Origin of the sequence: Gardnerella sp. DNF01144, from assembly GCF_049244245.1 — a bacterium.
GTDB lineage: Bacteria > Actinomycetota > Actinomycetes > Actinomycetales > Bifidobacteriaceae > Bifidobacterium > Bifidobacterium piotii.
Map to the genome: position 1 here is coordinate 1167339 of NZ_CP058390.1, position 23895 is coordinate 1191233.

The window sequence follows — 23895 nt, forward strand, 5'->3', positions numbered from 1 at the left end:
TTACTAGCTACCAATACTAAGCAAAAGTATTAAACGGAGCAAAACTCACACATGCACGAACCGAATCCAATTACTTTGGCTGCAAAAGCTTCCGATGAGCCAGAATTCCGACCTATAGGAGTTGGCCCATGGGAAGAAGAACACCCAGGTGAGCCTCGTCCAGATAATCCAGAATCGCCAAATTATGATGCGCAGTTTAGCACTGAATTACTAGACGAAGGCGACCAGCGTAACGTTCTAGATTGCTACCGATACTGGAAAGTAGAAGCTATAAAAGCGGATCTCGATTCTAAAGGCCGTCATGAGTTTGAAGTAGCTGTAGAAAATTGGACTCACGATTTCAACATAGGCTCTATGGTTCGCACTGCAAACGCATTTACAGCGAAAAAAGTGTATATTGTAGGGCCTCATAAATGGAATCGTAAAGGCTCGTTAATGACTGAGCTTTACCAATACGTTGAGTGCTGCCCAACTATTGAAACTCTAGTAACTAATTGGCGCGAAAATATGCTTAAAGAAGCAGAAGAAGCGCATCAACTTTTGCTTAAAGCACAAGCAGAAGGCAATAAAGAAGCCGAAAAAATCGCAAATATTAAGGAACAAGACGCTAAAAACGCTCGCGTTATAGCGCTTGATATTATTCCAGGCGCTGTTGCTATGGAAAACTACAAGTTCCCCAAACGTTGCCTTATGCTTTTTGGTGCGGAAGGTCCAGGTCTTTCTAAAAAAGCACTAGAGATGGCGGATGACGTTGTTTACATTTCGCAATTTGGCTCTGTTCGCTCGCTAAACGCAGGGGCTGCTGCAGCTGTTTCCATGCACGCGTGGATTGCGCAACATGCAGCACCAAATTGCTGACACAAACTACAAACAAGCGAATATAAAAAAAAACAATCGCAAACAAATACAAAACAAAAATCGCATTACAAAACGCAGCAGCCTGTACTCATAAACGCTTACATTTGATGTTTATTTTTTCTATTTGTGATATTGTTAATTTATGTTAGAATTTCAACATATTACAAAGCGTTTCGGCGCAAAAACAGCGCTTAACGACGTTTCTTTCGTCGCCGAAGACGGTAAAGTCACTGGCTTTTTAGGTCCTAATGGCGCTGGTAAATCTACCACCATGCGTTGCGCATTAAATCTTATTCATGCCAATAGTGGTACTTCTCTTATTGACGGCAAACCTTACGCAAAAATCGCATCCCCAATGACAGAAGTTGGCGCAGTTCTTGACGCAAAGTCCGCTCACAGAGGCCGAACTGCTTACAATCACTTGTACTCGCTGGCTTTAACTCACGGAATATCAAAAAAGCGCGTTGACGAAGTGATTGATATTACTGGATTATCAAGTGTTAAAACCCGCAAAGCGGGATCCTTCTCGCTTGGCATGAGCCAGCGTCTTTCCATTGCGGCAGCGCTTTTAGCAGACCCACACAATCTTATTTTGGACGAGCCGATTAACGGCTTAGACCCAGAAGGCGTTAAGTGGGTTCGCGAATTATGCAAGTATTACGCAAGCGAAGGCCGCGCAATACTACTTAGTTCGCACTTAATGAGCGAAGTTGCGCTCACTGCAGATAACTTGGTTATTATTGCGCATGGCGAAATTTTGGAGCGCACAACGGTTCAAGATTTTGTTGACGCGCATTCGCAGCACGCTGTTCGACTTGTAACTCCAGAAGGCGAAAAACTAAAGTCTGTGCTTGCTCAAAATAATCCTGAATGCAAGATTTTGCCAGATAATCGCACGCCTCAAGACGTTCAAGAAGGCGAACTTTTTAGAATAACAGGATGTGAGCTTAATCAGCTTGCTCGCGAAATTGCGGATAATCAAATTTTGGTATATCAGCTAAATCAAGAGCACGCATCACTTGAGGAAGCATATTTGGCTCTTACGCATGGCCAGGAGCAGTACGTTACTAAGACTGTTCCTAGCAGCGGATCGAAGCCGAGTGAGCAAAACGTAGAGCAATCTAACAATAAGGAGAGTGCAAAATGAGTGAGCAAGTAGCAAATCAACAAGTGCAATCTTCTGAATCTAACGCACATCAGTCTAACGCGTATAAAACAGGTCGCAGCATGAACGCTCAGCACTTGCGCCTTACATTTATGCACACGCTTAAATCTGAGATTGTTAAGTTGCGCGGACTTGCATCAACATGGTGGTGCATGGCATTAGCTATTGTTTTGCCAGTAATCTTTAGCTTTATTATTGCGATTGTGCAAAAAGCAATGTCTAAAGTTGACATTAAGAATGGAGCAAATCAAGGTAGATCAAGCGCTGCAATTACTGTTGGGCCAAGCAATAAAAGCAGCCTTATTGCATCTCAAGATAGCATTTTCCACTTAGTTATTAGTTTTGCTTCTGTATCTTTGATTGTTCTAGCGATTTTTGCAGTGCTTGCTGTAACCGCGGAGCATTCTACAACTTCGATTCAGGCTTCTCTTACTGCTGTACCTAGAAGGGGTATGTTCTTTACGGCTAAGTTTATTGCTGTTGCAATCTACGTTTTTGTGGTGCAACTTATTGCAATGGCAGTTTCGCTAGGCGCTGCAGAATTAGCTTTTATAGGAGACAGCACTTCTGGATTATCTGGAAGCAACGCGTGGAAATTGCCTCTTACGCTGTTTCTTGGATCTCCTGCAATTATGGTTGTTGTAGCAGCAATGGCGTACGGCTTTGGCATGATTTGCAAGTCAACTGCTGGCGGAATTATGTGCGTTATTGGAGCCGTGATGATTTTGCCTAGTGTTCTTAGCATTATTATGTTTGCGAGCAATTTCGCGAAGTGGAATTCAATACTTATACAGCTTTTGCCAGCCACAGCGGTGGAGAAATTCTTGGGCAGCTCCCCTAATTCGGGTGCACAGCTTCCACCAAACGCATATGTTTTTACATGGTGGCAATCAGGCTTGGTGGTTCTCGCTTGGGGCGTAGTCATGTATGCAATTGGCCACGTTGTTGAAAAACATCGCGATATTTAACTACAAATAATATTTAGCAAACAACAAGGGCTTTATCTCGTAACCGACTACAAGATAAAGCCCTTAATTGTATTCACTTATATTTAATTTATTATTTATTAAATTATCTTTATTAAGTTATTTTTTGAAATTGTGATAAGTATCAGTCGTTCTTCACAGTTTCAGCAACTCGTGGCCACAAGGTGGTGCCCCAGTTCTTGATTGTGCGCTGGCGAACCAGTGGCAAATCGGAACGGTCATATACTGTACGCCATGGTTCCCAAACTAAGCCAGTCTTTTCAACCAGCTTGATTCGTAGATTGTGTACATTTCCTTTGAACTGAATAGTGGTGTTGAAGTGAGCTGTACGATACTTGCCATTGCCTTCCCAAGCGCGAGAACGCACGTAAGGAGTGCCGTCAATTTCGGTGCCGTACTCATCCCAGTAGATGTAGTAGCGAGCTACGTAAGCTCCACGGTGATCCAAAGTCAAGTAGCCGTCGCGGTAGGAAGAAACCTTGGTTTCAACGTAATCGCTATTGGTTTGCAAAGTTGCTACTTCGTTATCCTTGACGAAGGAAGTGGTGTAAGCAATTGGAACTGCTGGGCTGGAGGTGCTCAAATTTGCGCCTTCTTGAATCAAAGCCTTCAACGTGTCGACGTTGCCGGTAATAACCTTGGCTGCACCGTTTGCGCTGCCGCCGAGAATTACAGCAGTTACAGAAGTGTTCTGCAAAATGCGGTGGAACTCGGTATTTGGCTTGATTTCAACACCCTTGATTGCAGCTTCAACAGCAGCCTGGAAATCGGTGCTCTTGCTGCGGGTGTCGAACTTTACGTACATTGAACGGCCGTAAGCTACGTTGGACACATATACTGGCGGACGCTTGCTGTCTACTCCGCGGCTCTTCAAGCTTTCTGGCGTAGTGCATGGTGCGAAGAAGTCAGCTGGGCTATCTGGAGCATCAACACTTACGGTGTAGTAGGTCTGCTTGAAGTTCACAATTTGAGTCTGCTTTTCGCCCTTGTGCACAGCGTCGAAATCAATCTTCAGCGGAACGCCAATCTTGGCGAAATCAGCACCAAACTTTGCCTTGAGCTGGTTCATGCTTTGTGCGCTTGCAGAATCGTACTGCATGCGAGCTGCAACATGATGGCTTGCAGCGTACTGTGCATTCCACTTGGAAACTAAGCCGTTCACTGCGGAAGTTACAGAGCTCTTGGTTGGGCGCTGAACAGTTACAGCACTTTCGCCGCCGTGGAAGCCTGGCAAATCAACGCTCAACGTGATTGGAGCGCGGTTTGCGGAAATCAGGCTTGGCATATTGTCCATCAAATTCTGGTCAGCGCGGAAAAGAGCACCTGGGTATACGCGATCATCGTTGGCGGAAGTAACCGACAAGTTTGAAGTTGTATTTGTGATGTTCTTCTTCTGATGCTCAACAACAACGAATTCATCGCCCTTGTTGAAGCTATCGCTAGAGAATTTGTTGTCAATGGTTTCGCCATGACGGGCGAGAATGTTTGTTTTATCGTATTGCAAATCCCACAAATAATTATTCAACGAGTCCTTCTTGGCTGCGCAAGATGCGGTTGGCTCAGAATCCTTAGCTGCAGGAGCGGCCATTGCTGGTGCTGCTAAGCATTGTGGAATAATAGTTGCGCCCGCGAGGAGCAACATTGCTGCATTACGGTAGAACTTTGTGTTATTCATATGTGTCCTTCAATTTTATATTTTATGTTATTTTTTATGAGATACCGTAACTTATTTGCTTCTATGCATGGAATGCTTCGCTGCATTAGCTTAATATCTCATAGCATTTAATTATTACATGCTTTTTTATTTCTGGGATAGTGAAATAAAACAAATTTTTTTATTCTGCAAATAAACGTATGAAGAAGGTTGGAATGCCAACATTCTTTTATTGAATTATTTCCATTTCATGGCGTGTTGACATGCATAGACCCTCGTCTTCACTATTTTATACTCGTTAATTTTATGAAAACTGTATGTGATAATAATTGTTATTTCGCTTATTGTCTCACTAATAAAATTTTTTTAATATTACACATAATTTTCCCTAGAAAATATGGATCGACAATCATGTTCTAAAATTGGGAAAATATTTCTACAGTAACGTGTGTAAATCTTTTATCAATATTGCTTTTTTCTTCTATAAGAAGGTCACGCATCACACATATAGTTGAGGTTATGCCAACATTCACACGCGAAGAAATTGAGCATCTGGGCGTTCTATCCCAGATTGCGCTTAGCGACGAAGAAATCAGTCGCTTGCAAGGCGAATTAAACGTCATTGCAGAATCTATTAACAAAGTGCAGGAAGTTGCTGGCGAAGATGTGCCACCTACTGCAAATCCAGTACCTCTTGAAGCGTATTTGCGCCCAGACGAGCCAGCTACGCCATTGACTCAAGAAGAAGCGCTTTCTGGTGCTCCTAGAAGCGAGTCTGGCATGTTTGTAGCACCTCGAATTTTGGGGGAGGAATAAACATGACTAATACTCAAGATTTAGTAAAGCTTTCTGCTGCCGATATGGCAAAAGCTGTAAAAGCTAAAGAAGTTTCTAGCCGCGAGCTTGTTGAAGCTCACTTGGCAGTAATCGAAGCAGCCGAACCAGAAATCAAAGCATTCTTGCATGTTTCTGCAGATATTGCACTTGAGCAAGCAGATGCTTTTGATAAAAAGAATGCTAATGGCGAAGCCGAAGGCTTACCTGAGCTTGCAGGCGTTCCAATTGCCATTAAAGACATGATTGTTACTAAGGGCATTCCTACTACTGCAGCATCTAAGATTCTCGAAGGCTGGATTCCACCTTACGATGCTACTGTTATTGAAAAACTCAAGGCAGCTGGCATGCCAATTCTTGGCAAGACTAACCTAGATGAATTTGCTCAAGGTTCTTCTACAGAGCATTCTGCTTATCAAACTACTTGCAATCCTTGGGATACCGAGCGCGTTCCTGGCGGTTCTGGCGGCGGTTCTGCAGCTGCTGTTGCTGCATTCGAAGCCCCTATTGCTTTGGGTACAGATACTGGTGGTTCCATTCGTCAGCCAGGCGCTTTAACTGGTACAGTCGGCGCAAAGCCAACTTACGGCGGAGTTAGCCGTTTTGGCGCAATCGCCATGGCAAGCTCGCTAGACCAGATTGGTCCTGTTTCTCGTACCGTTCTTGACTCTGCACTTTTGCAGGAAATCATTGGCGGCAACGATAAGCGCGATTCAACTTCGATTCCAGCTCCTGTTCCTCCAATGGCTCAGGCTGCGCGCGAGGGTGCTCGCCGCGATTTGAAGGGCGTAAAGGTTGGTCTTGTTAAGGAACTTAGCGGCGAAGGCTTCCAGCCAGGCGTTGAAGCACGCTTTAATGAGGCTGTGCAATTGCTTAAAGATATGGGCGCAGAAGTAACAGAAGTCTCCTGCCCTCACTTCCCTTACTCGCTATCTGCATACTACATAATCATGCCTTCCGAAGTTAGCTCCAACTTGGCTCGCTACGACGGCATGCGCTACGGTCTGCGCGTAATGCCACCAGCAGACAAGCCTCAAACTGCAGCAAACATGATGGCTGCAACTCGTGAAGCTGGCTTTGGCGACGAAGTAAAGCGTCGTATTATTCTTGGCACTTACGCACTTTCCGCTGGCTACTACGACGCTTGGTATGGCTCGGCACAAAAGGTTCGTACGCTTATTATTCGCGACTTTGAAGAAGCGTTTAATAAGGTAGATGTTCTAGTCTCCCCAACAAGCCCTACAACGGCATTCAAGTTTGGTGAGAAGATGAACGATCCACTCTCTATGTACATGAACGATATTGCTACGATTCCTGCAAACATGGCTGGCGTTCCAGCTTTGAGCCTCCCAGCTGGCTTGAGCGATGATGGCTTGCCTGTTGGCATTCAGATTATTGCTCCGCAATGCCATGATGAAAAGATGTACAAGCCTGCAGCAGCGTTGGAAGCAGCGCTCGAAGAAAAGTGGAGCGGCCCAATCTGGAAGTCGCTTAAAGCTGGTTGGCTCGATTCATTGGCTAAGTAAAGTGAAATAAAGCTTAAATAAGAAGGATTCTCATGGCTGAAAAACTTATGAAATACGCCGATGCTGTGGAGCAGTTTGACCCAGTTTTCGGCTTGGAAACTCACGTTGAGCTTAGCACGCGCACAAAGCTGTTCTGCCCAGCAGAAGTATCTTTTGGCGGCGAACCAAACACTCAGCTAACACCTGTAAGCCTTGGTTTGCCAGGCTCTCTGCCAGTTGTAAACAAGACTGCAGTTGATTACGCGATTAAGCTCGGTTTGGCGTTGCATTGCGAAATTGCTGAGTGGAGCCAGTTCGCTCGTAAAAACTACTTCTACCCAGATATGCCTCGCGATTATCAGATTTCCCAGTACGATAAGCCTACTAATGGCAATGGCTACTTGGATGTTGAGCTGGAAGATGGCACTGTGTTCCGCGTGCCGATTGAGCGTGCTCACATTGAGGATGACGCTGGTAAGAATACTCACGTTGGCGGCGCTGACGGTCGTATTGAAGGCGCAAATCATTCTTTGGTTGATTACAATCGCGCAGGCGTTCCTTTAATCGAGATTGTAACTAAGCCAATCGAAGGTGCTGGCAGCCGCGCTCCAGAAATCGCAGGCGCATACATGCGCGCTATTCGCGATATTGTTCGCGCTCTCAACCTCTCCCATGCTCGTATGGAGCAGGGCAATATGCGCGCAGACGTAAACGTTTCGCTCCGCAGAAAGCCAACCGATCCATTCGGTACGCGCTCGGAAACTAAGAATGTGAACACATTCCGCGGAATCGAAAAGACGCTTCAATACGAAATTCGTCGCCAGGCTGCTATTTTGAGCGAAGGCGGCGAGATTTTGCAGGAGACTCGTCACTGGGATGAGGCAACTCAGACTACTGCTGGCGGCCGAGTAAAGTCTGACGCCGACGATTATCGCTACTTCCCAGACCCAGATTTGGTTATGCTTCACATCACTAAGGAGCATATTGAGCGCATGAAGGCACAAATGCCAGAAATGCCTCGCGAGCGCCGTAACCGTTTGCAAAGCGAATGGGGCATTAGCGATCTTGAAATGCGAGATATTCTTAACGCGGATGCTCTTGATTTGGTTGAAGAAACCGTTAAAGCTGGTGCAAGTGCTGCTGGCGCTAAGAAGTGGTGGCTTGGTGAGCTTGCTCGCGAAGCAAACACTCGTGGCGTAACTTTGGAAGAATTGCCTATTACTCCGCAAGATGTGGCGCAAGTTGAAAAGCTAATTGCAGACGGTAAGCTTAACGATAAGCTCGCTAAGCAAACTGTTGCATGCGTTTTGGCTGGCGAGGGCAAGCCTGATGAAGTTGTTAATAAGCACGGATTCAAGGTTATGAACGATGACGGCGCTTTGGAAGCTGCTGTTGACGCTGCTCTTGCAGCCGATCCTGAAGTTGCAGAAAAGCTTAAGGCAGGCAATATGAAGCCGATGGGCGCAATTATTGGCGCCGTTATGCGTGCGACTAAGGGTCAAGCAGACGCTAAAGCCGTTACTAAGATTGTAATGGCAAAAATCAAAGGCTAGTTTAGATTAGCTTTTACTTTGCACTTTTTGCGCTTTATACTTTGCGTTTTAACTTTGTGTTTTATAGCATTGTATAGGGTGCAAAAAGTGCGATTTTATAACGCGGTTTTTACTAATCGCTGTAGCGCTTTTTGTAAGCTTTTATAACACGTAAGTCGATTGTACGAAAAAGGTGAATATGCAAGGATTCAATGCTGATTCTACAAGCCACCGCGAGTTGCCAGAAAATATTACGATTCCGCCAATCCGCGGCGAAATGGCACGTCTTAGGCCAGCAACAATCGAAGATTTGGCGCAAATGGACGCATTGCATGCTTTTGATGGAGCAGCCGTTATAACAGGCAAAGATGCGCAATCGGAGCGCGCCATGGTTCACGCGTGGGTGAATCGTTCGGTGCAATGGTCTTCGGCTGGAAGCACTGAGGCAAAATCTAATCATGATGCCGCCTCTAGCGACGCTCAATCGCGCCCAACAATCGCATGGTCAATTGTGCCAGATTTTATTGATGACTCCGAAAATGCTAATGGCAATATTATTGGAATGATATTTTTGATTGACATTGACGGTTGGTCTAAATCCGCTAGGATCCAGGTGATTCTAGGACGCGACTATAGGGGTCGTGGGTATTCTAGGGATGCAATGCCTAGAGTTATGACTTACGGTTTTGCGCCAAGCGAGGTTGGTCTTGCTTTGCACAGAATTTGGGTTGGCGTTCCTGCAACAAACACGCGCTCGCTTTCCGTGTACCAGTCGCTTGGATTTATGAAAACGGGAACTGCTCGCGATGCACTTTGGGATTCTCAAAGCCAAAAGTATCAAGATTTTGTTGTTATGGACACTCTTGTAGACGAGTACGATGCGATTCGCTCGCTAGACGCTTTTGGATTACACGTTATCGAAGATAATCCTGGAGTTTGCGAGGCCCTAAGCGCGCACGAACATTCGATTGCAATCCCAGTTAAAAATGGCGATTCGCGCAAGTCGTTAACGGCCGATAAGGCCGAGCATAGTGTTAAGCACACGGATAATTCCTCTAAGCGCGCATGGTGGCGTATTATAGGACGAGGCCGCAAGCGTGCTCAAGAAGACGACGCAGCGAATAAAGCTACATCAAATACGCAAATCACGCCAACGGAAGGGAAGCAATGAGCGCCGAAGACCTCGACAATTACGAAACAGACGCCGAACTTGCGTTATACAAGGAATATCGTGACGTTATTAAGCTTTTTACGTACGTTGTAGAAACAGAACGCCGATTTTACTTGGCAAATAAGGTTGATTTTAACGTGCGCTCCGCAGGTCAAGACGTGTACTTTGACGTGCAATTAACAGACGCTTGGGTGTGGGATGTTTACCGCCCTTCGCGATTTGTAAAAAACGTTCGTATTGTTACGTTTAAAGACGTAAATGTGGAAGAAGTACAAAAAACAGATATTGATATTCCAGAATCTATCGCGTGATAAGAGTATAATAGTAAAGCTTATATTTAGATTTCAGTATAAATACGTGCTTGCAATTTTGCGTTTTTGACTTTATAAAGCGGTTTTTAGTTATGGAGGAAAATTGGCTGATACACAATCCCAGAAACAATCTGTAGTGATTATTGGTGGCGGTCCGGCAGGGTTGACGGCAGCTTGGGAGCTTGTAAAAGATGGCGGCTCTAGCCGCTACGATGTGACTGTTCTTGAGGCAACCAGCGAGTTTGGTGGCATTTCTCGCACCGTAAAATACAACGGAAACCGCATGGATATTGGCGGACACCGATTCTTCTCTAAAGACGATCGCATTATGCAATGGTGGCGAGATATGTTGCCTCTTCAGGGCGCTCCTTCTTACGACGATAAGAAGCTTGGCAGGCATCACGATTTAGAGGCTGGAGGCCCAGACCCGGAAGTCGAAGATGAAGTTATGCTTAAGCGTCATCGTGTTTCTAGAATCTTCTGGAATCATCATTTCTTCGACTACCCTATTTCTCTTTCGGCATCCACCTTGCGATCTATGGGCTTTGTGCTAACAATGAAGGTTGGTTTTAGCTACCTTTGGTCCATGATTCACAAGTTGCCAGAAACAAACCTCGAAAACTTCTACATTAATCGCTTTGGCAAAAAGTTGTATTCCATGTTCTTTGAGGGCTACACCGAGAAGCTTTGGGGAAGGCATCCAAGCCAGATTTCTGCTGATTGGGGCGCTCAGCGCGTTAAAGGCTTGAGCATTGTTGAAGTTTTGAAGAACGCTATTTCTAAGCTTATGCCTAAGAATAATGCAAGTCAGAAAGAAGTTGAGACTTCTTTAATTGAAGAATTTTGGTATCCTAAGCTTGGTCCAGGTCAGCTTTGGGAGACCGTTGAACGCCGCTGCCGCGAAAATGGAGCCACTGTTTTAACAGGATCTAAAGTTGTTGCCGTAAAGCAAGCGGATGGCAAGATTTGCAGTGTTGTTGTTGAAAATCAAAATGGCGAACGCAGTGAGCTTCGTGCAGATCAGTTTATTTCGTCTATGCCAATTAAAGATTTGGTTGCATCTATTGAGCAAGGCGCGAATGGCGATGCAAATGCAGAAGTTCCACAAGACTTGCAAAAAGTTGCAGCAGGCTTGCCTTACCGCGATTTTGTAACTGTTGGCTTGCTTGTTAAGCGCATGCGTTTGCGCAACACTACAGATATTCCAACGCTTGGCAACCCTCCTATTGTGCCAGATTGCTGGATTTACGTTCAAGACCCTGGCTACAAGGTCGGACGCTTGCAAATCTTTAACAACTGGAGCCCATACCTTGTTAAAGACGTTGATAATACCGTTTGGATTGGCCTTGAATACTTCTGCAGCGAAGGCGACGATTTTTGGAATATGAGCGACGAAGAAGCTCGCAAAAACGCCATTGACGAGTTGATTCGCATGCAAGTTATTGACAGCGAAGACGACGTTTTAGATGCTCATCGCGAACGCGTTCCAAAGGCCTACCCTGCTTACTTTGATACTTACGCTCAAATGCCTGATCTTGTTAAGTACTTAGACGGTTTTGGCAACTTGTATTGTGTTGGTAGAAATGGCCAGCATCGCTACAATAACCAGGATCACTCAATGGCAACTGCTATCGAAGCTGTTCAAAACATCAATAGTGGTAAGAAGTCTAAAGATAACGTTTGGTCTGTTAATACCGAAAAATCGTATCACGAAAAGAAGTAGCGTCTGTAGCGTATTCGCGTATATCGCACATATAGTGCATACCCTGCCGCGCGTGTTGTTGTGAGTCTTACGAGTGTAGTAGCATACATTTATCAGCGACTAATACACATTGATATGTGTTTGTCGTTATATTCACAACGGATTTTCCGTAATCTTCCACGTAAAGCTCCAAGCAATCTATCTTGGAGTTAGGGAAAGGCATAACTGTGGCAACAAGCCAAAATCTTGATGATATGAAGCTTTCGGAGCTTAAGGATCTTGCGAAGCAAATGGGTCTACGCGGTACGTCTACAATGCGCAAGCCAGATTTGGTTGCTACGCTAACTGCTGCGCGCAATGGTGGGGATGCTCCAGCTGGTGTTAGCGTTCATGTTCCTAAAAGCACTTTACGAATAAATCGTGTTTCTCAAAGCGACGACGAAACGCAAAACAATTCATCTTCTTTTGAACTCCGCTCGAGCATTGACACGAATCGCGATTTTAATGATTCTTCTGATTCAAGCGATGCAAATAGTGGGACGCGTAATCGCAATTTTGCGCGCGAAAATCAGACTCATCGATATCGCAAAGAAGGCTCTGCAAATGTTACGAGAGAAGATAACGCTCGTACAAATGCAAGCGTAAACGCTGAGCAAAATAATGGTAGTAATTTTGCTAAAACAGACGAAGTGGATGCTAATTTAGATCAGATTCTTGCCACTTTGCCAAGCGAAAAGTCTTCTGCTCCAAACGCTAACCGCAACTCGGAATCGCGCAGAATGCGTATGTCTACTCGCTCTAGCGAAGAAAATGATTACACTTCTAAAGCAGAAAGATCTGATAGATTCCAGCGCAGAACGCGACGCACTAGAGACGACTACGATTCTAAAGCGGAACGTACTGAACGTGCGGAACGCTCCGAGATTCGTGAAGAGCACGAGATTCACGAGCAAGCTCCACGTCGCGAAGAGCCAAAAGAAGAGCTTGTTCCAGTTGCTGGCATTGTAGATGTGCTTGAATCTTACGCATTTGTGCGTACTTCTGGCTATTTGCCTGGTCCAAATGACGTTTATGTTTCTATGAGCCAAATCAAAAAGTACGGCTTACGCAAGGGAGATGCGGTTCAAGGCTCTATTCGCGCTCCTCGCGAGGGAGATCGCAGGAATCAGCGTCAAAAGTTCGTTCCTTTGCAAAGTGTTGACAGCATTAACGGCATGAGCGTAGAAGAGTCTCAAAATCGCCCACAATTTGCTAAGCTCACACCTTTGTATCCGCATGAACGCTTAAAGCAAGAGACTACGCCAAATCGCATGCTTGGCAGAATCATTGATCTTGTGGCACCTATTGGCAAGGGTCAGCGTGGTTTGATTGTTTCGCCTCCTAAGGCTGGTAAAACAATCACTTTGCAAAATATTGCTAACGCGATTGCTGTTAACAATCCAGAAGTACATTTGATGGTTGTTCTTGTAGACGAACGCCCAGAAGAAGTTACAGACATGGAGCGCACTGTTCAGGGCGAGGTTATTTCTTCTACATTCGACCGCCCAGCATCAGACCACACTACTGTTGCAGAGCTTGCGATTGAGCGTGCTAAGAGGCTTGTAGAGCTTGGCCAAGATGTTGTTGTTCTTCTTGATTCCATGACTCGCCTTGCTCGCGCATACAATATTGCTGCTCCTGCTTCTGGCCGTATTCTTTCTGGCGGCGTAGACGCTCAAGCGCTTTACCCTCCTAAGAAGTTCTTTGGTGCTGCACGAAACATTGAAAATGGCGGCTCTTTGACTATTATTTCTTCTGCTTTGGTGGAAACTGGTTCAAAGATGGATGAAGTTATTTTCGAAGAGTTTAAGGGCACTGGAAACATGGAGCTTCGTTTGAGCCGCGATTTGGCAGATAAGCGACTGTTCCCAGCTGTAGATATCAATTCTTCTGGCACGCGCCGCGAAGAGTTGATTACTCCTGCTCAAGAGTTGCCGATTATTTATCGCTTGAGGCGATTGTTCGGCGGACTGGAGCCAGAACAGGCTTATCAGACTTTGGTTCCGCGCTTAAAGAAGACCGCTTCTAATCGCGATTTTCTTGCGGCTATTGTTCAGCAAGCCAACAATTCCACAAATGGCGGAACAGGCGCAATCGCGTAAAGTTTTCGCGTAAAATAATAATCTAAATTAAATGCCTCTTGATTTAATAATCATGAGGCATTTTTAATAATCTCATGCATAAAACATACAAAAAACATACATAAAAATAGAATGGTCAAAAGTTTATATATGTAAACATGTGTTAAATAATGTGAAAAACCGTGATTTTTTATCTAATTTTGTTCTTTTTCATTAAAAAATACGATACGATTGAAGAGACTGCAGGGGGCGCAGCTAAAGTCGAAGAAGCAAAACAAAGATTTTGGTGGCGCTGTATGAGGATGGAGATCGCATGACGGGAAACTCTCATAGGATTGAAAATAATATTCCTTCTGGCTTAGAAACCAGCGCGAGCACAGTTGCTCCGATCGATTCTACGGATGCAATTATTGTAGATATTCTTGAGCACGATGGCCGTGCAACATTAACCAAGCTAGCCAAAGCTTCTGGACTGTCTGTTTCCGCTGTGCAATCCAGAGTTCAAAAGCTCGAGCGCAAAGGAATCATAACTGGATATCGCGCTTTGATTGACTACGAGCGCAGAGGCTTGCCAGTAAGCGCATTCGTGGCGGTTACGCCTCTTGATTTTGAGCAAGAAGCTTCCGTTCCAACCAAGTTGAAAGACATTGACGGCATTGAAGCGTGCTATTCGATTACTGGAAGCCCAAGCTTTATGCTTGTTGTTCGCGTTGCAACTCCTAGCAAGCTAGAAGAACTAATCAACACAATTCATCGTGTTGTTCCAGTTAGCACAGAAACAACAATGGTTTTGCAAACTTATTTTGACTAAAAATAGCATGTTCAACTTTTCTAAAGAGTCGATTGACGCACGCGAATATTTTGATGAATCGCATTGCAACGATTGCAGCGATTATAGTGATTGCAACGATTCAATGAATGAGATTTTTGCGCTGCGTCAGTCGATTGACAATATTGACAATGCAATTGTTTCGCTTCTAGCAGAGCGCTTTAAAGTTACGGAAAAAGTCGGAGAAATAAAAGCTCGCGCAAATCTTGCTACAGAAGATAAGTCTAGGGAAAATCGCCAGGCGAATCGACTTAAAAAAATTGCTGAAGAATCTGGATTAAAAGAAGAAATCGCGCTAGAGTATCTACATTTTGTTGTAGCTGCCGCAAAAAAGCGTCATCAAGAAATCAAAAATAATCAAAAATAGTAACAAATCTAGCAAAATCTGAAAAATATGCGCGCTTAGAGTCATAATAAAAATATGACTATTGCAACCGTTGAACGTTACGCACAAATGCTTGATGCAGCCAGCAAAGGCGGATACGCCTACCCTGCGATTAACGTTACTAGCACACAGACCTTAAACGCAGCACTACAAGGATTTGCCGAAGCACAAAGCGACGGAATTATTCAAGTGTCTGTTGGAGGATCCGCATATTTTTCTGGCCAGTGCGTAAATAATCGCGTTGTTGGATCAATCGCATTTGCGCAATTCGCGCATCAAGTTGCTGCACAATACCCAAACATTACGGTTGCATTGCACACAGATCATTGTGCAGAAGCCTATTTAGACGATTGGATTAGGCCACTTTTAGCTTATGAAGCAGATCAAGTTGCGAACGGCAAAGAGCCGATTTTCCAGTCGCATATGTGGGATGGTTCCACAGTTAAACTTGAGCACAATTTAGATATTGCAGAAGAATTACTAGAAGAGTCTGCAAAAGCACGCACGATTTTAGAGATTGAAATTGGCGCAGTTGGCGGCGAAGAAGACGGCCACAGAGCAGATATTGACGAAAAGCTGTACTCCACTCCCCAAGACGCTATGCGCGTTGTTGAGCGATTAGGTTTAGAGGACTGCGCAAAATACATGGCAGCTTTTACGTTTGGAAACGTTCATGGAGCATACAAGCCGGGCGTTGTTAAGCTTAGGCCGCAGTTATTAGACAACATTCAAAGCGCTGTATACAACAAGTACAAGCTTGATTTGTGCAATCGCAAGTTTGGCGTGCCAACAAAACCATTCTTGCTAGTGTTCCATGGCGGATCTGGCTCTACAGCAGAAGAAATTGCGCAAGCTGTAAAATATGGCGTTGTAAAAATGAATATTGACACAGATACGCAATACGCTTTTACGCGCGCAATCGCCGACCACATGTTCCACAACTACGACTCGGTTCTTAAAATCGACGGCGAAGTTGGTGCCAAGAAACTTTACGACCCAAGGTCTTGGGGCAAAGAGGCAGAAAAAGCAATGGCTCAGCGTGTTGTTGAAGCATGCGTGCAGCTTGGGTCTGCTGGAAAAGCTTTAAAATAGCTTTAGAACAGCTCTAAAATAGCGCAATCGCAAATATTATTAGGCATTATTTGGCATTATTCGGTATTGGCTTTGCGATAATCTTAACACGTAGGAATTGTGTTTATTTGGGCAACGTTAGCTCAAAAATGGAGGTTCAGCATGCCTGGAATTGTGCTTATTGGCGCTCAATGGGGTGACGAAGGCAAAGGTAAAGCAACTGATTTAATTGGTTCTAAGGTAGATATTGTTGCACGTTTTAATGGCGGCAATAATGCTGGCCACACTGTTGTTGTAGGAAACGAATCTTACGCATTGCACTTACTTCCTAGCGGCATAATCAGCCCAAACGTAACTCCCGTTATTGGAAACGGCGTTGTTGTAGACCCAGAGGTTCTTTTTGAAGAGATTGACGCGCTAGAATCACGCGGCGTTGACTGCTCGAAGCTGCTTGTTAGCGAGTCTGCGCATGTTATTACGCCTTATCATCGCGTAATCGATAAAGTTACGGAGCGATTCCTTGGAAAGCACAAGATTGGCACAACGGGTCGCGGAATTGGACCGACTTATGCCGATAAGATTAATCGCGTTGGAATTCGCGTACACGATTTGTTTAACGCGGATCATTTGCGAGATAAAGTAGAAGCCAGCTTGCATCAAAAGAATCAAATGCTTGTTAAGCTCTACAACCAGCACCCAATTGATATTGATGCCGTTACAAGCCAGCTCGTAGAACTTGGAAAGCGCTTAAAGCCATACGTTGCCGACACTTCGCTTGTGCTAAACCAGGCAATGGAAAATGGTAAAACCGTGCTTTTTGAAGGCGGCCAGGCAACTATGCTAGACGTTGACCACGGAACATACCCATTTGTAACGTCTTCTAATCCTACAGCTGGAGGCGCTTGCACGGGTACGGGCGTTGGTCCTACTCGCATTAATCGCGTAATCGGTGTTGCTAAGGCTTATATTACGCGCGTTGGCGAAGGCCCATTCCCTACAGAGCTTTTGGACGAAAGCGGCGATTGGCTGCGCGAGCAGGGTCACGAATATGGCGTAACTACTGGTCGCCCTCGCCGATGCGGATGGTTTGACTCTGTTGTTAGCCGTTATGCTACTCGCGTAAATGGCCTAACTGATATTGTTCTTACAAAGCTAGATGTTTTGACTGGCTTAAAAGAGATTCCCGTTTGCGTAGCTTACGATGTAACTTTAACTGACGGAAGCGTTGAGCGTGTGGACGAGATGCCAGTAGATCAGTCTTTGTTTGCTAGCGCTAAGCCAATTTACGAGATGCTTCCAGGCTGGAGCGAAGATATCTCTAAAGTGCACAAGTTTGAAGACTTGCCTGCAAACACTCAAAGCTACGTAAAGCGCTTGGAAGAACTTTCCCATTGCCGTGTTTCTGCAATTGGCACTGGCCCTCAGCGCGACCACATTATTAGCGTTCATTCGTTGATCGATTAATGCTATTAATGCTGACTAAATAGTTGACTAAATACATATTAAATGCGATTTAAGGCGGCTAAAAATATGAGTGTTCCGAGAAAAAATCGCCCAGATTTGCCTAAAAAGCGCCAGCATAAATCACTTGGATTAAAAATCTATTTTGTTGTTTTTATTGGCGGATTGCTTGGCGCTTTTGTGCGTAGTGAAATAGGCGTTTTTACGTACGGCATGCATTGGGATTCGGGATATTCTATGCTTTTTAGCCGCTTTACTTTTGCAACTCTTTTATCTAACGTTTTAGCATGTTTTATTCTTGCTTTAGTAAGTTCGCTTGTAGCAAATAGATTGCGCAGCAAAAATAAAGACTTAATAAAATACGGCTTTTGCACAGGATTTTGCGGCGGACTTTCAACAATGTCTACTTTTGCCTTTGAGGGCGCGCATTCCGCATTTACTGCAATGAACATTGTAGAAGTAATTGCCATTATGGCGTTGTCTATGGTTCTTGGCGTTTTAGCAGTGCTTGTTGGGAGTCTAATTGGAGATAAAATTTTTGCTTTTAAAGGCAATGGCAGCGTAAAAAATGCTGGTGATGCAAACGCCATCAATAAAATAGACGCTAACAGGGGCGGTGCAAAATGATGTCTTACGCATACGTTCTTTTTTGGCTGCCTCTTGTTTTTGCGGGACTTGGCGCCGTTCTTCGTTGCGCAATATCTGACGCAATCGGGCGCGTTTATAACCATGATTTTCCAATCGCGACTTTGCTAATCAACGCTTTTGCGTCTTTTATAATGGGCTTAGTTGTATTTTTAAGTTCTTCGATTATATACGATTTAACTTTTGCTTCGACTATTATCTACACGTGCGCATTGGGATTTTTAGGCGGATTTTCAACGTTTTCAACCGCAATCTTAGAAATCGTAAGCCTGTTTAAGCTAAAGAAAATCAAGCTTGGACTATGTCTTTTTATTAGCGAACTAATAGTGCCATTCTTGTGCGCATTTATTGCATACGCTGGACCGTGTTTTGTAATGTTTTTACTTCTAAAGTCTTAGTTTTTAATTTTATTAATTGACGTATTTTATTTATTAATTAATGTATTTTATTAATTAACGTTTATTGTGTTATTAAAATGTTAAAATGCTTTGTGTATTTGTTTGCGATTTGATTTAAGAATAGGTTTATTGTGACTTTAAAGAACGTAGGCGGTTTTATACGCGACTTTTTGCGCGACTTTTCGGATCGCATTCTTAAAACACTTAAGCATCTTAGATGGAAGATGGTTCTTGCAGGCGTAGTTGTTGGCCTTGTTTCGGGAGCGCTTGTAGCAACTTATAGACTTGGGATTGAGTACGGAACCGATTTTGCGCGATGGATGTATGCGCGAATGCTGCAAAACATGCTTTGGATTGCGCCTTGCGTGATTTTTGCGATTGTTGCTGGATTCTTTATTGGCTGGATGAGTCGCAAAGAAAGCATGGCGTCTGGAAGCGGCATTCCACAAGTTGTTGGATACGTTCAGCGCGGTCTAAAAATGTGTTGGAACACTATTTTGCCTGTTCGATTTGTAGGCGGATTGTTGGGTTCGCTATTTGGCTTATCTCTTGGGCGCGAAGGCCCTTCGATTCAAATCGGAGCTTGCGGCGCGCAAATGATGTCTCGCATTTTTAGAAAAGGCAATAAAAACGATACGCAAGAACACTATGTTGTAACCGCTGGAGCTGCAGCTGGCTTATCTGCAGCATTTAGCGCTCCACTTTCTGGGCTTATGTTTGCTATGGAAGAAGTTCAACACGGATTGTCTTCTACAGTTCTTATGGGAGCTGCTGCTGCATCTATTTGCGCGGACTTTGTGTCTCAAACATGCTTTGGACTTCGACCTGTTTTAGACTTTGGAAGGATTCCAGACTTACCAATGACACTTCATTTTTGGCTGATTCCGCTTGGCATTTTTGCGGGACTTATTGGCTCTTTAATGAATAGATCCTTACTTGGATTGCAAACGATGTATAAATATTTGCCAAAGTGGGCTCCTGTATCTATAGCATGCTTAATCGCGATTCCTGTTGGCTTATATTTGCCAGAAGTTCTTGGCGGAGGCTCGAATCTTGTTAAGCTCTCTGAATATGGAAAAGCAAGCATAGCGCTTCTGTGCATTCTGTTTGTTGCAAAAATGCTATTTACTTCTACAAGCTTTGGGTGCGGAGCGCCTGGCGGAATTTTTATGCCAATTCTTGCTGTTGGAGCGCTAGCAGGCGGCGTTGCTGCGCGCGCAATAATAAGCATTCCGATTCTTGGCATTGACGCAAAGCTAATGCCAATTTTTACAGTGTGTGTTATGGCTGGCACGCTTTCGGCTTCTGTAAAAGCTCCGCTCACTTCGATTTTGCTAACTGTAGAAATGTCGGGAACAATGATTCACACTCTTCCAGTTGCTGCATCTGCTTTTATTGCACTTCTTGTATCCGATATTTTGCACACTAAGCCAATCTATGGCGAACTTCTGGAAAGGTACATGGCTTCCAATCCAAAACTTGTGCGTTAATATGCTTATACGCTTGTACAAAAATACGCTAAAACAGCAATGTGGATAACTTTTTGGCGGATTTGCAACGTTTATTGAGCCTTTAACCACATTCTTACAAAAGTATTGCTTATTTATTTTGTATGCGATTCAATAGCTGCATGAGCAATATGAGTATTGATAACTACGATGCACCTTCGTGCGCTGCTAGGGTACTTAACACGTACCCTCCGCAGGCTAGTGCGCTTAAAAACGCCATTAATCAGTCTAACAATGTTAACGACTCAACTGTTATTGCATCTTTTAATCGCAGTTGTGAACTGGCTGAAAATCCTACGTTTAACAAAGATTTTGGCGTTATAAGCAATCGTGTTCTTCAAGACGATCGCAATAATAGTGTTGCTCAAAAAACTACTGGAAGCTTGAACTACTCGCTAAAGCCTTTTCCAAAAAATGTTGTAATTGGTTCTGCAGCAAATAGCGGAATTGGCTTAAGCACTACTCTTGCACTTCTTGCAAGCAATATTGCTAGTAAAAAATACGTTGTAGCTTTAATCGATGCAGATATTTCTAATGGCGGTTTAGATGTTCTACTTGGATTGGAGCAAGACGAAGGCAGAAGATTGCAAGAGGTTCAAGCTCCTTTAGGAAGACTAGACGGTTACGTTTTGCGTTGCGAGCTTTTGCATTGGAACAATGTGGATATTCTGGCCTACTCACCTTGGAAAAATCAGGAGCCTAAGCCATGGGTTATTGAGGCCGCAATTAGAGGTCTTGCTAAAGCTTGCGACGTTGTGATTGTAGATATTGGATCTGGATTTTCGGCAAGAAGGCTTTTACAAAGTCTTCCAACTCTAGCGAATGTTCCAACAATTTTTGCATCGGAGCTTAGCGTTTTAGGTTTAGCTCGATTGCGAGCGCATTTGCAAAACCTAGAGTTGGATCATAAAAATTACGCGGAAAATCTAACTTATATTGTTGCAGGCTTAAATCCACGCGGACTTTCTAACAGATTTTGCCCAGTAGAGATTACAGAAGCTTGTGATTATTTACTTTGCAATGTAGAAGGCCCAATTGGTCACGATTCTAAGATGTACGAAGACATAATTGGTGGGTATGGGATTAGAAGCATACCAAAATGCGCGCAAAGTGCGGTAGAAAAAATCACCATATGGCTGCTTGGCGACTCGCGTAAATCGGGTTTAATGGCATCTAACACGCAAAGTAATTCTTCTTACGCATTTGGCAGATTTTCAAAAATAGTGGGTGGTAGGCATGGCTTTACAAGATATTGATTTTGGAATTTTGCAAGATATTGCAGATAATCCCAATGTAACAGATATTGTTGTTACAGGTGAGGGAAGAGTTTGGGCAGACTTTGGGCTTGGGCTTAATGAATACAATCCAAGAATCCCGTTTGATAATCCCAGTGTTTTGCGCGAATATGCCGTCTGGCTTTGTGCTCAATTGGGTAAACGATTAGACGACGCATGCCCAATTGCAGACGCTTCTAGTCCACTTGGTGTGCGAATTCACGCGCTTATTGCACCAATAGTTTTGAGCGGAGCTGCCATTTCGATTCGCTTCCCTGCGCTAAAGCACTACTGTTTAACGGAACTTAGCAGCAAAGGCATGTTTCCAATTGAGCTATCTAGGATTCTTTATTTGCTTGTTGAGAGTCGCGCAAATATTTTGATTACAGGTAGCACGGGTTCGGGAAAAACAACACTTATGAAGGCTCTATTAGCTTCTTGTAATCCAAAAGACAGAATAGTTACTGTTGAAGAAACTAGGGAATTGGGCTGTGTTTCTAACGATTACGTTTCTTTAGCAACAAGAGAAGCAAACGTTGAAGGCGCAGGATGCATTGATTTACAAGAGCTTGTAAAAGCCACTTTGCGAATGCGACCAGACAGAATCATTTTAGGAGAATGCAGAGGCAAAGAAATCGCTGATTTATTGCGCGTTTTTACATGCGGACACAAAGGCGGAATGACGACTTTGCACGCAGATAAAGTACAAAAAGTTCCAGCGCGATTAATGGCACTTGGTCTGCTCGCAGGGCTGGAGCCAATGGCACTTTGCGCTCTTGCTGCAGACGCATTCGACGTTGTTATTCACGTTGAGCGCGTAAACGGGATACGCGTTGTAAAGGAGCTTGGAGTTTTAAGATCTAATGATTCTGGCGCACTAGAAGGCGTTCCTGTTTTAAGAGTTAAAGACACGCAAATAGAGGCCACTTTAGCATGGAAAGAGTTTTCGTCTAAATGGCATTTGCCACTAAATTCGCAAATAGTTTTAAGAGCTTAACAAGCAAAAAGCAAAACGGGCAAAAATAAGGCAAACTAACAAGCAAACTAACAAGCAAACTAACAAGCAAACTAACAAGCAAACTAACAAGCAAACTAACAAGCAAAATAAAAGCTAACAAAGGATTTAACATGAGTATTGAAGAGTCGCTAGCATCTCTTGTTGCATCATTAAAATCGGGAGCTTCGTTTGAGTCAATTATTGGCGTATGCTCAGATTGCAATGCTAATGGCAATGCGCGCAAAGCATACAACAAGCAAATAAATGCAGAATCCATATTACAGTGGTTTGATTCTAGACTAAGCGAAAGCACAATCACGTCTAGTTTAGATAGCTCTTTCAAAAACGCGAAGAATACAAAGAATACAAAAAATTATAAAAATGCCAAAAAACAAAAAGACATTCGTAAAATAGCGCAATCTCTTATGAGTGTATACAAATTAAGTAATTCGATTGGCTGCCCAATGGCAGATTGCGTTCAATCTGTTGCGGATTCTTATTATGCAAACAAAAGGGTTGATGATTTAAGCGCGGAAGTTTTTGCAATGCCAAAAGCCACTATTAAGTTGCTTATTGCACTGCCATTTTTGTCTCTTTTAACTGGTCAGCTTTTAGGAGCAAACCCAATACTAATGATTTTTACTAGCTACAAAGGATATACGCTTTTAAGCGTTGGAATGGCATTTTACGCGGTTGGAGTTATTTGGGTTGCGCGCATTCTTAAAAATTCTAGAAACGCAATGCAATCCGCTTCTTTTAATGGCAATTAAAACGCAATCAAAAATAATCTACGAAGTAATCAAAGAAGTATTTTAGTCAAAACTTAATGCAGTAAAGGAGGATAAATGCTAAGAGCAATTATTATTTGGCTTATTTTAGTTGCATACATAATTATTTTGTGCAAACTTTTTTCTAAGCAAATGGCATCTAGCTCACTCTATGAGCGCGCTGTTAAGCCGAGCGTTTTTATGCAAAACACTTACGACTTTAGACAAAACATACTAAGCGATATAGATCCGATTCTTGGTTTGCAAATGATAATAGTTGCACTAAAAAGTGGTGTTGCAATAACTAGAGCACTAGACGTAGTCGGTTGTTCTTTGCCTGCATCAAAAGGAATTTGGCTAAGTCGCGTTTCTAAAGCGCTTATCTCTGGCAGCACTTGGAGAGAAGCTTGGAGCGAGCCACATGTTTGCTTTAGTAAAAAAGATAAGAACGCTTGCGCATCTTTGATTTTAAGCACATGGCTAAAAAATTCTTTGCGTGAATCTTGGATTTACGGAAGCTCCCCCGTACCAGTACTTAACGCCGTTTTGCAAAACTACGAGCAATCAATGAAGAATGTTGCAAAAAAAGAAAGTTCGAAACTTTCTGTGCGACTTCTTTTGCCAGTTGGATTGTGCTTTTTGCCAGCGTTTATTTTTGTTGGCATTTTGCCAACAGTTGCATCATTTATGCACTAGCTGCAAATCGCAGTGAAAAATCGCAG

The 23895-nt window shown here is 43.7% G+C and carries 22 protein-coding genes; 21 read left to right on the plus strand and 1 reads right to left on the minus strand.

The features are described 5' to 3' along the window. Nucleotides 1–51 precede the first annotated feature (51 nt). The 3 genes from HXT36_RS04830 to HXT36_RS04840 all read left to right on the plus strand — a co-directional run bounded on the left by HXT36_RS04830 (nt 52) and on the right by HXT36_RS04840 (nt 2991). Complete coding sequence (locus HXT36_RS04830) at nt 52–858, plus strand: TrmH family RNA methyltransferase (protein WP_004131498.1); 807 nt, start codon at nt 52–54, stop codon at nt 856–858. A 142-nt stretch (nt 859–1000) separates the two neighbouring features. Further along, nucleotides 1001–2005, plus strand: coding sequence for an ATP-binding cassette domain-containing protein (locus HXT36_RS04835; protein ID WP_004131497.1), 1005 nt, complete (start codon nt 1001–1003; stop codon nt 2003–2005). Then, the gene (locus tag HXT36_RS04840; protein WP_020757502.1) at nt 2002–2991 is read left to right on the plus strand and encodes an ABC transporter permease subunit; all 990 of its coding nucleotides are present in this window, start codon (nt 2002–2004) and stop codon (nt 2989–2991) included. The genes HXT36_RS04835 and HXT36_RS04840 overlap by 4 nt, the downstream gene beginning before the upstream one ends. A gap of 142 nt (nt 2992–3133) precedes the next feature. On the opposite strand, the gene vly is transcribed toward HXT36_RS04840, so the two are convergent. Then, nucleotides 3134–4684 (minus strand): cholesterol-dependent cytolysin vaginolysin, encoded by a 1551-nt coding sequence (gene vly, locus HXT36_RS04845; protein ID WP_020757501.1) that lies wholly within the window; start codon nt 4682–4684, stop codon nt 3134–3136. A 498-nt stretch (nt 4685–5182) separates the two neighbouring features. Between vly and gatC the strand changes: the two genes are divergently transcribed. The 18 genes from gatC (at nt 5183) to HXT36_RS04935 (ending at nt 23869) form a co-directional block, all read left to right on the plus strand. Continuing rightward, complete coding sequence (gene gatC, locus HXT36_RS04850) at nt 5183–5479, plus strand: Asp-tRNA(Asn)/Glu-tRNA(Gln) amidotransferase subunit GatC (RefSeq protein ID WP_004114131.1); 297 nt, start codon at nt 5183–5185, stop codon at nt 5477–5479. Nucleotides 5480–5481: 2 nt separating this feature from the next. Then, the gene (gene gatA / locus HXT36_RS04855) at nt 5482–7023 is read left to right on the plus strand and encodes an Asp-tRNA(Asn)/Glu-tRNA(Gln) amidotransferase subunit GatA (protein WP_004131494.1); all 1542 of its coding nucleotides are present in this window, start codon (nt 5482–5484) and stop codon (nt 7021–7023) included. A gap of 32 nt (nt 7024–7055) precedes the next feature. Then, nucleotides 7056–8555 (plus strand): Asp-tRNA(Asn)/Glu-tRNA(Gln) amidotransferase subunit GatB, encoded by a 1500-nt coding sequence (gene gatB / locus HXT36_RS04860; protein WP_421778671.1) that lies wholly within the window; start codon nt 7056–7058, stop codon nt 8553–8555. A 178-nt stretch (nt 8556–8733) separates the two neighbouring features. Further along, nucleotides 8734–9705 (plus strand): GNAT family N-acetyltransferase, encoded by a 972-nt coding sequence (locus HXT36_RS04865; protein ID WP_004131491.1) that lies wholly within the window; start codon nt 8734–8736, stop codon nt 9703–9705. After that, nucleotides 9702–10016, plus strand: coding sequence for a DUF2469 domain-containing protein (locus HXT36_RS04870; protein WP_004105898.1), 315 nt, complete (start codon nt 9702–9704; stop codon nt 10014–10016). The genes HXT36_RS04865 and HXT36_RS04870 overlap by 4 nt, the downstream gene beginning before the upstream one ends. 103 nt (nt 10017–10119) lie before the next feature. Next, nucleotides 10120–11739 (plus strand): NAD(P)/FAD-dependent oxidoreductase, encoded by a 1620-nt coding sequence (locus tag HXT36_RS04875; protein WP_016841732.1) that lies wholly within the window; start codon nt 10120–10122, stop codon nt 11737–11739. Between the two features lie 206 nt (nt 11740–11945). Next, nucleotides 11946–13859: a transcription termination factor Rho gene (rho, locus tag HXT36_RS04880; protein ID WP_032819478.1), complete on the plus strand. Its 1914-nt coding sequence runs from the start codon at nt 11946–11948 to the stop codon at nt 13857–13859. Between the two features lie 292 nt (nt 13860–14151). After that, entirely contained in the window at nt 14152–14649 is a 498-nt protein-coding gene (locus HXT36_RS04885; protein WP_004132301.1) for an Lrp/AsnC family transcriptional regulator, read from the plus strand. Nucleotides 14650–14656: 7 nt separating this feature from the next. After that, nucleotides 14657–15034 (plus strand): chorismate mutase, encoded by a 378-nt coding sequence (locus HXT36_RS04890; RefSeq protein WP_102704890.1) that lies wholly within the window; start codon nt 14657–14659, stop codon nt 15032–15034. Between the two features lie 54 nt (nt 15035–15088). Next, a complete protein-coding gene (gene fbaA / locus HXT36_RS04895) occupies nt 15089–16144 on the plus strand; it encodes a class II fructose-bisphosphate aldolase (RefSeq protein ID WP_102704821.1) in 1056 nt (351 codons plus the stop codon). A 141-nt stretch (nt 16145–16285) separates the two neighbouring features. Continuing rightward, nucleotides 16286–17587, plus strand: coding sequence for an adenylosuccinate synthase (locus tag HXT36_RS04900; protein ID WP_115761458.1), 1302 nt, complete (start codon nt 16286–16288; stop codon nt 17585–17587). A 66-nt stretch (nt 17588–17653) separates the two neighbouring features. Next, complete coding sequence (locus HXT36_RS04905; protein WP_115761457.1) at nt 17654–18211, plus strand: fluoride efflux transporter FluC; 558 nt, start codon at nt 17654–17656, stop codon at nt 18209–18211. Next, nucleotides 18208–18627: a fluoride efflux transporter FluC gene (locus HXT36_RS04910; protein WP_020757983.1), complete on the plus strand. Its 420-nt coding sequence runs from the start codon at nt 18208–18210 to the stop codon at nt 18625–18627. The genes HXT36_RS04905 and HXT36_RS04910 overlap by 4 nt, the downstream gene beginning before the upstream one ends. A gap of 131 nt (nt 18628–18758) precedes the next feature. Then, nucleotides 18759–20117 (plus strand): ClC family H(+)/Cl(-) exchange transporter, encoded by a 1359-nt coding sequence (locus tag HXT36_RS04915; protein WP_421778672.1) that lies wholly within the window; start codon nt 18759–18761, stop codon nt 20115–20117. A gap of 140 nt (nt 20118–20257) precedes the next feature. Beyond that, nucleotides 20258–21391, plus strand: coding sequence for a hypothetical protein (locus HXT36_RS04920; RefSeq protein WP_020757981.1), 1134 nt, complete (start codon nt 20258–20260; stop codon nt 21389–21391). Beyond that, nucleotides 21372–22406 (plus strand): CpaF family protein, encoded by a 1035-nt coding sequence (locus HXT36_RS04925; protein ID WP_020757980.1) that lies wholly within the window; start codon nt 21372–21374, stop codon nt 22404–22406. Before HXT36_RS04920 ends, HXT36_RS04925 begins: the two co-directional genes overlap by 20 nt. A 131-nt stretch (nt 22407–22537) precedes the next feature. Then, complete coding sequence (locus HXT36_RS04930) at nt 22538–23176, plus strand: type II secretion system F family protein (RefSeq protein WP_016795458.1); 639 nt, start codon at nt 22538–22540, stop codon at nt 23174–23176. 75 nt (nt 23177–23251) lie between these two features. Further along, the gene (locus tag HXT36_RS04935; RefSeq protein ID WP_115757037.1) at nt 23252–23869 is read left to right on the plus strand and encodes a type II secretion system F family protein; all 618 of its coding nucleotides are present in this window, start codon (nt 23252–23254) and stop codon (nt 23867–23869) included. Nucleotides 23870–23895 lie beyond the last annotated feature (26 nt).

Excerpts from the sequence above, each read along its gene's own strand:
- HXT36_RS04830 (WP_004131498.1), top strand. The coding sequence starts at position 52 with ATGCACGAACCGAATCCAATTACTTTGGCTGCAAAAGCTTCCGATGAG.
- HXT36_RS04835 (WP_004131497.1), top strand. The coding sequence starts at position 1,001 with ATGTTAGAATTTCAACATATTACAAAGCGTTTCGGCGCAAAAACAGCG.
- HXT36_RS04840 (WP_020757502.1), top strand. The coding sequence starts at position 2,002 with ATGAGTGAGCAAGTAGCAAATCAACAAGTGCAATCTTCTGAATCTAAC.
- vly (WP_020757501.1), bottom strand. The coding sequence starts at position 4,684 with ATGAATAACACAAAGTTCTACCGTAATGCAGCAATGTTGCTCCTCGCG.
- gatC (WP_004114131.1), top strand. The coding sequence starts at position 5,183 with ATGCCAACATTCACACGCGAAGAAATTGAGCATCTGGGCGTTCTATCC.
- gatA (WP_004131494.1), top strand. The coding sequence starts at position 5,482 with ATGACTAATACTCAAGATTTAGTAAAGCTTTCTGCTGCCGATATGGCA.
- gatB (WP_421778671.1), top strand. The coding sequence starts at position 7,056 with ATGGCTGAAAAACTTATGAAATACGCCGATGCTGTGGAGCAGTTTGAC.
- HXT36_RS04865 (WP_004131491.1), top strand. The coding sequence starts at position 8,734 with ATGCAAGGATTCAATGCTGATTCTACAAGCCACCGCGAGTTGCCAGAA.
- HXT36_RS04870 (WP_004105898.1), top strand. The coding sequence starts at position 9,702 with ATGAGCGCCGAAGACCTCGACAATTACGAAACAGACGCCGAACTTGCG.
- HXT36_RS04885 (WP_004132301.1), top strand. The coding sequence starts at position 14,152 with ATGACGGGAAACTCTCATAGGATTGAAAATAATATTCCTTCTGGCTTA.
- HXT36_RS04890 (WP_102704890.1), top strand. The coding sequence starts at position 14,657 with ATGTTCAACTTTTCTAAAGAGTCGATTGACGCACGCGAATATTTTGAT.
- fbaA (WP_102704821.1), top strand. The coding sequence starts at position 15,089 with ATGACTATTGCAACCGTTGAACGTTACGCACAAATGCTTGATGCAGCC.
- HXT36_RS04900 (WP_115761458.1), top strand. The coding sequence starts at position 16,286 with ATGCCTGGAATTGTGCTTATTGGCGCTCAATGGGGTGACGAAGGCAAA.
- HXT36_RS04905 (WP_115761457.1), top strand. The coding sequence starts at position 17,654 with ATGAGTGTTCCGAGAAAAAATCGCCCAGATTTGCCTAAAAAGCGCCAG.
- HXT36_RS04910 (WP_020757983.1), top strand. The coding sequence starts at position 18,208 with ATGATGTCTTACGCATACGTTCTTTTTTGGCTGCCTCTTGTTTTTGCG.
- HXT36_RS04920 (WP_020757981.1), top strand. The coding sequence starts at position 20,258 with ATGAGCAATATGAGTATTGATAACTACGATGCACCTTCGTGCGCTGCT.
- HXT36_RS04925 (WP_020757980.1), top strand. The coding sequence starts at position 21,372 with ATGGCTTTACAAGATATTGATTTTGGAATTTTGCAAGATATTGCAGAT.
- HXT36_RS04930 (WP_016795458.1), top strand. The coding sequence starts at position 22,538 with ATGAGTATTGAAGAGTCGCTAGCATCTCTTGTTGCATCATTAAAATCG.
- HXT36_RS04935 (WP_115757037.1), top strand. The coding sequence starts at position 23,252 with ATGCTAAGAGCAATTATTATTTGGCTTATTTTAGTTGCATACATAATT.